Origin of the sequence: Pseudomonas sp. Pseusp97, assembly GCF_047304025.1 — a bacterium.
In the GTDB taxonomy this organism is placed as follows: domain Bacteria; phylum Pseudomonadota; class Gammaproteobacteria; order Pseudomonadales; family Pseudomonadaceae; genus Pseudomonas.
On sequence record NZ_JBGLYK010000248.1, the window covers coordinates 1 to 7,671 of the forward strand.

The window sequence follows — 7,671 nt, forward strand, 5'->3', positions numbered from 1 at the left end:
CGGCTGCAGCGGCAACGATCCGCTGGCCAGTCCCGAAGCCGTGCAGCGCATGGCCCGCCACTGGCGCGCCAGCCTGGTCGAGCTGGGCCGCGTCGGCCATCTCAACCCCGCTTCGGGATTCGGCGACTGGCCACAGGCCGACGAGCTGATCCGGATGCTGGACAGCTGATTCACCCAGACAACCGATCAACCCAGCAACTCCCGGTTCCGGCGTCCGCGCCGGGGCAGGCCCCCGTGCGCTCCGGCGCAGGGGGAGGGGCTGCGGGACGGGCCCGGAAAGCGTCCCGACCACAACAAGAAACGGAGCACGAGAATGCATCATCAGAGCAACCCGCACCGCCCCCTGCAACGCTGCCTGCTGGCGAGCGCAGTCCTCGCCGCCATGGCCGCGCAGCCGCTGCAGGCCTTCGAGCTGGACACCGGCAATCCGGATCTGTCGATCCGCTTCGACAACACCGTCAAGCTCAGCTACGGGCAGCGGGTCGAGTCGCCCAACAGCAAGATCGCCGGCACCGCCAACACCAACGACGGCGACCGCAACTTCTCTTCCGGCAGCCCGGTGACCCAGCGCTTCGACCTGCTCAGCGAACTGGACTTCGTCTACCGCGAGAGCATGGGCTTCCGCCTGTCCGCCGCCGGCTGGTACGACCATGCCTACGATGATGTCGGCTCGGATAACCCGTTCCCCGGCCAGAAAGGCAACGCCGGCCACCTGGTCAGCCGCAACGGCACGGTCATCGCCCCGCGCGGCGCGCAGCCGGCCACCCACGGCCTGAGCAACTTCGCCGACCGTTACTACAATGGCCCGTCCGGCGAGCTGCTCGATGCCTTCGTCTTCGCCAGCCACCAGGTCGGTGACGACATGCAGCTCAGCGGCAAGCTCGGCCGCCACACCATCTACTGGGGCGAGACGCTGTTCAGCGCCGCCAACGGCATCAACTACGGCCAGTCGGCCCTGGACCTGGGCAAGCTGTACAACGTGCCCGGCACCGAGGCCAAGGAACTGTTCATGCCGCGCAACCAGCTGTCCGCCTCGCTGACGGTGAACCCCGAGCTGACCCTGGCCGCGCAGTACTTCCTCGAATTCGAGAACTCGCGCTTCCCCGAAGGCGGCACCTACATGGGCCCCTACGACATGCTCAACGACGGCGGCAACGTATTCTGGCTGCCGCTGCCGGCGCAGAACGCCTTCTACGGCGCGCCGCGCGGCCATGACCGCGAGCCCGACAACACCGGCGACTTCGGCCTGATGGCCAAGTGGAGCCCGGAATGGCTCGACGGCACCCTGGGCTTCTACTACCGCAACACTTCCGACACCCTGCCGGCGGTGCTGGTGAATGCGCCGAACCTGCACAAGCCGGGCCTCGCCGGCCTGCAGGGGATGAACTACGTCACCGCCTACGCCGACGACATCGACATCTACGGCATCAGCCTGTCCAAGGAAATCGGCGGCGTCAGCGTCGGCATGGACCTGAACTACCGCGAGAACATGCCGCTGGCGAGCAACTTCACCACGGTCAACTCCACGCTCTATGCAGCGGCCAAGCGCGGCGTGGTCAACGGCGCCAACCTGATCGGCGAGATGCCCAGCGACGGCGATACCGGCCTCGCCCGCGGCAGGACCTTCCACGTCGTGCTCAACGGCCTGGTGACCTTCGGCGCCACCCCGCTGTGGGACGCCTCGTCGCTGGCGGTGGAAGGCACCCTGACGCACCTGATCGACGTCACCGAAGGCGAGCAGACCTTCAAGGGCGACTCCAGCTACCACGGCGTCGACAAGGTCACCACCAACGCCTACGCCATGTCCGCCAACTTCACCCCGACCTGGTACCAGGCCTTCCCCGGCGTCGACCTGTCCATGCCCATGGCCTACAACGTCGGCCTGCACGGCAACTCGGCGGTGCAGCTGGGCGGCAACGAAGACGCCGGCAGCTACTCGGTCGGCGTGGCCGCGGACTTCCACCAGAAATACCGCCTGGACCTGAAATACGTCGACGCCTTCGGCCCCTTCGATACCTGCGAGAGCGGCCGCGACAACAACACCCCCGGCGCCAACGGCCAGTACCAGTGCATCCCCGGCCAGATCACCTCGCAAGGCGGCCTCGCGCCCCTGCTGAAGGACCGCGGCATGGTCACCGCATCCCTGAAGGCCACCTTCTGATTTCACCCCAGGTCTCGACTTCGAGGCAGGAGAAAAACAGCATGAACTTCAAACCCACCCTGATCGCCACCGCCCTCGGCCTGACCCTCTGCGGTCTGGCCCAGGCCGCCGTCTCCCCGCAGGACGCCGCCCAGCTGGGCAGCACCCTGACCCTGGTCGGCGCCGAGAAAGCCGCCAGCAGCGACGGTTCGATTCCCGCCTACGCCGGCGGCCTGACCACCGCCCCGGCCAGCTTCAAGGCCGGCGACAGCATGCGTCCGGACCCGTTCGCCAGCGACAAGCCGGTGCTGGTGATCGACGGCAAGAACGTCGACCAGTACAGGAACGAGCTGTCGGCCACCACCGTCGAGCTGGCCAAGCGTTACCCGAGCTTCCGCGTCGATGTCTACCCGACCCACCGCAGCGCCGCGCTGCCGGACACGGTGCTGGAAAACAGCAGGAAGAACGCCGTCACCGCGCAGTCCCTGGAAGGCGGCACCGCCATCGACAACGCCCTGCCGGGCGTGCCGTTCCCGATTCCGAAGAGCGGTTCCGAGGCGATGTGGAACTTCCTGCTGCGCTACCAGGGCGTGAACATCAAGGCCAAGTACGACTCCTGGAACGTCGATGCCTCCGGCAGCGCCAACCTCGCCACCACCGGCCAGGCCTTCATCAACTACCCGGTGTACGAAGACCTCACCCAGCCGGTGAAGGGCTCCGAGGTGTACTACCAGATGAAGCTGTACTACAGCGGTCCGGCCCGCCGCGCAGGCGAGGCGATGATGCTCAAGGACGCCGCCAACCCGCTGCAGCAGCCGCGCCGCGCCTGGCAGTACCTGCCCGGCCAGCGCCGCGTGAAGCTCGCGCCGAACCTGGCCTACGACACCCCGAACCCCGGCATGGCCGGCGCCGGCACCTACGACGACGTGTTCGTCTTCAACGGCGCGCTGGACCGCTACGACTGGAAGCTGGTGGGCAAGCAGGAAATGATCGTGCCCTACAACACCTACCGCCTGACCTACGCCAGCGACATCAAGCCGGTGGTCACGCCCAACCACCTGTCGCCGGACTACGTGCGCTGGGAGAAGCACCGCGTGTGGGTCGTCGAAGGCACCCTGAAGTCCGGCGCGCGGCACATCTACGCCAAACGTCGCTTCTACCTCGACGAGGACAGCTGGGTGGCCCTGGCTTCCGACCAGTACGACGCCCGCGGCCAGCTCTATCGCGGCTCCTTCGCCTTCCTCAGCCAGAGCTACGACAAGCGCATCCCGGACGCCACGCCGTTCATGATCTACGACCTGACCGCCGGCTCCTACAACATCAACGGCGTGGTCGGCCCGTACGGCGGCATCAGCTACATCGACCCGCTGGCCAAGACCCAGTGGTCCCCCGAAGCGCTGGCCGGTAGCGGCATTCGCTGATGAGGGACGCGGCGGCCCGGCCTGATGCCAGGCGGGGCCGTCGCGGATCCTGCAGCGAAAGCTGCCAGGAACGATGCGAAGAGAGTTGTGAGGAAAGCTTCATGCAGATCCCCTTCAAGCGCCTGATGCTCCTGGGCGCCTTGCTTCTGGCGGGCGGCGTTCAAGCCGGCGAGACGGTCGCAGAGTTCGTCGATGTACTCGACCAGCCGGCGCCCCACAGCGCTGTTCCCAGCCACGTGCCGCTGCTGGCCGTCACCCGCGTCGACAAGCGCCTGGTGAGCGTCGGCCAGCGCGGCCACATTCTCTATTCCGACGATGGCGGCACCAGCTGGCTGCAGGCCGAGGTGCCGGTCAGCTCCGACCTCACCGCCGTGCGCTTCCCCACGCCGCAGGACGGCTGGGCGGTCGGCCACGACGGTGTGGTGCTGCACAGCGCCGACGGCGGCAAGCACTGGGAGCGCCAACTCGACGGCCGGCAGATCGGCCAGCTGATGCTCGACTACTACGCCGCCCACCCGCAGCCGGACAACGCCACCTGGCTGGACCAGGCGCGCCGGTACCAGGAGGAGGGCGCCGACAAGCCGTTCCTCGACCTGTGGTTCCGCAACGCGAACGAAGGCTTCGTGATCGGCGCCTTCAACCTGATCCTGCATACCAGCGACGGCGGGCGCACCTGGGAGCCCTGGAACCACCGTATCGACAACCCGCAGGCGCTGCACCTGACCGCCATGGCGGCCAGCGGCGACGACCTGTTCGTCGTCGGCGAGCAGGGCCTGCTGCTGCGTCTGGATCGTCAAGAAGAGCGCTTCGTCGCCCTGCAGTCGCCTTATGCCGGCAGCTTCTTCGGCGTTGTCGCGCGGCCCGGCCTGGTGTTCGCCTACGGCCTGCGCGGCCACGCAATCCGCAGCCTCGACGGCGGCGAAAGCTGGAGCGCGGTGGACACCGGCCTGCCGGTGAGCCTGACCGCCGCCAGCTTCGATGCCAACGGCCGGCTGTACCTGTTCAGCCAGGCCGGCCAGGGGCTGGTCAGCGATGACAGCGGCGCCAGCTTCAAAACCCTGGACCTGGCCGAGCGCCTGCCCGTCAGCGGCGCCTTGGCCGGCCCCGGCCGCCTGCTGCTGGTAGGCGCCCGCGGCGTACGCGAGAACGCGATGCCGGTGCGCTGAGCGCACCGGTGTTTCACCCGTTCAAGAACCATAAGAACAAGAGATAGAGAGACAGCCTCATGGTCGACCTGAAGCAAGGCGAGATGCCTGTAGTCCGCGAACTGCGGGACTTTGACACCCACAGCGGGAACCTGCTGGAGCGCCTGGTGTTCAACCACCGCGCGCTGTTCATCGCCCTGATCGCGCTGGTCACCCTGGTGCTGGGCTACATGGCCGTGACCCGTCTGGAGATGCGCCCGGCCTTCGAAAAGATGATCCCGCACGGCGATCCCTACATCCGCAATTACCTGGACAACCGCGCCGCCCTGCGCGGCCTGGGCAACTCGGTGCGAGTCGTGGTGGAGAACCCCAACGGCGACATCTTCGACCCGGCCTACATCGACAGCCTGCGGCAGATCAGCGACCAGCTGTTCCTCAGCCACGGCGTCGACCGCGCCTGGATGAAATCACTGTGGTCGCCGGCGGTGCGCTGGACCGAGGTCACCGAGGAAGGCTTCCAGGGCGGCCCGGTGATGCCCGACGGCTACGACGGCAAGCCCGGGTCCATCGGCCAGCTGCGGCAGAACATCGCCCGCGCCGGCATCGTCGGCAGCCTGGTGGGCAACGACTTCCGCTCCAGCATGCTGGTGGTGCCGCTGCTGGACCGCGACTCGGCCACCGGCAAGGGCATCGACTACCGCGAGTTCTCCCGCGCCCTCGACGACCTGCGGCTGAAATACGAATACCTGGGCGACGCCCGCGCCTTCGCCGCGGGCGAGGAGGGCAAGGGTCCGGTGCGCCTGCACGTGATCGGCTTCGCCAAGCTGGTGGGCGACCTGATCGACGGCCTGGTGCGGGTGATGCTGTTCTTCGGCCTGGCGGTGGTCACCGCCTTCGTCATCATCCTCTTCTATACCCGCTGCCTGCGCAGCAGCCTGCTGGTGATCGGCTGCTCGCTGCTGGCGGTGGTCTGGCAACTCGGGCTGGTGGCCTGGCTCGGCTACGCGCTGGACCCGTACTCGATCCTGGTGCCGTTCCTGATCTTCGCCATCGGCGTGTCCCACGCCACCCAGAAGATGAACGGCATCATGCAGGACATCGGCCGTGGCACCCACAAGCAGGTCGCCGCGCGCAACACCTTCCGCCGCCTGTTCCTGGCCGGCGTCACCGCGCTGCTGTCCGATGCCGTGGGCTTCGCCGTGCTGATGCTGATCGACATCCCGGTGATCCAGGACCTGGCCATCGCCGCCAGCATCGGCGTGGCGGTGCTGATCTTCACCTCGCTGCTGATGATGCCGGTGGCGCTGTCCTACGTCGGCGTCAGCCCGAAGGCTGCTGCGCGCGCCCTGCGCGAGGATCGCCAGGCGGACCAGCATGCCGGCCTGGGCAAGCTGTGGGACCTGCTGGACCGCTTCACCGAGCGCCGCTGGGCCAGCGTGGCCGTGATCATCGCTGCGCTGCTGGGCGCCGGTGGCCTGCTGGTCAGCCAACACCTGCAGATCGGCGACCTCGACACTGGCGCTCCCGAGCTGCGCGCCGACTCGCGGTACAACCGCGACAACGCCTACATCACCAGCCACTACGCGCTTTCCAGCGACCTCTTCGCGGTGATGGTGAAGACCGCTCCGGAAGGCTGCCTGAACTACCGCACGCTGATCCTCGCCGATCGTCTTGGCTGGGCGCTGCAACAGCACGAAGGCGTGCAGGCCACCACCTCTCTCGTCAACGCGGTCCGGCAGATCACCGCCGGCACCTACGAGGGCAACCCCAAGTTCGCCAGCCTGCAGCGCAACCAGGACGTGCTCAACTACGCCGCCCAGCAGGCCTCGGTGAACACCCCGGAGCTGTTCAACACCGAATGCTCGCTGATGCCGGTGATCGCCTTCCTCAAGGACCACAAGGCGCAGACGCTGGACGAGGTGGCCGGCATCGCCGAGAACTTCGCCCGCGCCAACAGCACGCCGGAGCGCCAGTTCTTGCTGGCCGCCGGCAGCGCCGGGATCGAAGCGGCGACCAACCGCGTGGTGCGCGAGGCCAACCATCGGATGCTGTTCTACGTCTACGCGGCGGTGGGCATCTTCTGCCTGATCACCTTCCGCAGCTGGCGCGCGACCCTGGTGGCGCTGCTGCCGCTGGTGCTCACCTCGATCCTCTGCGAGGCGCTGATGGTGATGATGGGCATCGGCGTGAAGGTCGCCACGCTGCCGGTGATCGCGCTGGGCGTGGGCATCGGGGTGGACTACGCGTTGTACCTGCTCAGCGTGCAGCTACAGATGCAACGAGCCGGGCTGCCACTGTCGGTCGCGTACAAGCAGGCGGTGGCCTTCACCGGCAAGGTGGTTGCGCTGGTTGGCGTGACCCTGGCGGCGGGCGTCATCACCTGGGCCTGGTCGCCGATCAAGTTCCAGGCGGATATGGGCATCCTGCTGACTTTCATGTTCCTGTGGAACATGCTCGGCGCGTTGATCCTGATTCCGGCGCTGTCGCATTTTCTGCTGGGCGGAAAGAAGCTCTGAGCGCGAATGCCGTGCCCCTGCAGGAGCGGACCTTGTCCGCGAAATCCCTCGCGGCGTACGCCCATGCCATGGGTTCCTGCGACGCTCCGCCGCTTCGACAACGGCGGATAACGCTGGCGCGTTATGCGCCCTACGGTTTGTGCCGTGCCGTGCCGTTCGCGAGCAAGCTCGCTCCTACGAAGAGCCGTATCGCCGCACCCTGTAGGAGCGAGCTCGCTCGCGAACGCCCCACGCCGACCTTGCGGTAGAGCGCCATCCTCCGGGGTGTTCCTCCTGACGTTTCTGCGTGCACGTAGGGCGCATAACCTGGAACGGGTTATCCGCCGCTTACGACAACGGCGGATAACGCTGGCGCGTTATGCGCCCTACGGTTTGTTCCGTGCCGTTCGCGAGCAAGCTCGCTCCTACGAAGAGCCGTATCGCCGCACCCTGTAGGAGCGAGCTTGCTC

Annotated in this window: 5 protein-coding genes; all 5 read left to right on the forward strand. The window is 67.3% G+C overall.

What is annotated here, in order from left to right:
• Positions 1–169 (forward strand): alpha/beta hydrolase (locus tag ACCC94_RS25835; RefSeq protein ID WP_413352471.1); only part of this gene is annotated, 169 nt, incomplete at its 5' end.
• A 144-nt stretch (positions 170–313) separates the two neighbouring features.
• Positions 314–2,161, forward strand: a complete 1,848-nt coding sequence (locus tag ACCC94_RS25840) for a DUF1302 domain-containing protein (protein WP_413352467.1) — start codon at positions 314–316, stop codon at positions 2,159–2,161.
• A gap of 41 nt (positions 2,162–2,202) precedes the next feature.
• The gene (locus ACCC94_RS25845; RefSeq protein ID WP_413352468.1) at positions 2,203–3,561 is read left to right on the forward strand and encodes a DUF1329 domain-containing protein; all 1,359 of its coding nucleotides are present in this window, start codon (positions 2,203–2,205) and stop codon (positions 3,559–3,561) included.
• Positions 3,562–3,662: 101 nt separating this feature from the next.
• The gene (locus ACCC94_RS25850) at positions 3,663–4,727 is read left to right on the forward strand and encodes a WD40/YVTN/BNR-like repeat-containing protein (RefSeq protein WP_413352469.1); all 1,065 of its coding nucleotides are present in this window, start codon (positions 3,663–3,665) and stop codon (positions 4,725–4,727) included.
• Between the two features lie 59 nt (positions 4,728–4,786).
• Positions 4,787–7,222, forward strand: coding sequence for an efflux RND transporter permease subunit (locus tag ACCC94_RS25855; RefSeq protein ID WP_413352470.1), 2,436 nt, complete (start codon positions 4,787–4,789; stop codon positions 7,220–7,222).
• Positions 7,223–7,671 lie beyond the last annotated feature (449 nt).

What these genes read in the sequence shown, in the direction of transcription:
- ACCC94_RS25840 (WP_413352467.1), top strand. Translation starts at nt 314, where the DNA reads ATGCATCATCAGAGCAACCCGCACCGCCCCCTGCAACGCTGCCTGCTG.
- ACCC94_RS25845 (WP_413352468.1), top strand. Translation starts at nt 2,203, where the DNA reads ATGAACTTCAAACCCACCCTGATCGCCACCGCCCTCGGCCTGACCCTC.
- ACCC94_RS25850 (WP_413352469.1), top strand. Translation starts at nt 3,663, where the DNA reads ATGCAGATCCCCTTCAAGCGCCTGATGCTCCTGGGCGCCTTGCTTCTG.
- ACCC94_RS25855 (WP_413352470.1), top strand. Translation starts at nt 4,787, where the DNA reads ATGGTCGACCTGAAGCAAGGCGAGATGCCTGTAGTCCGCGAACTGCGG.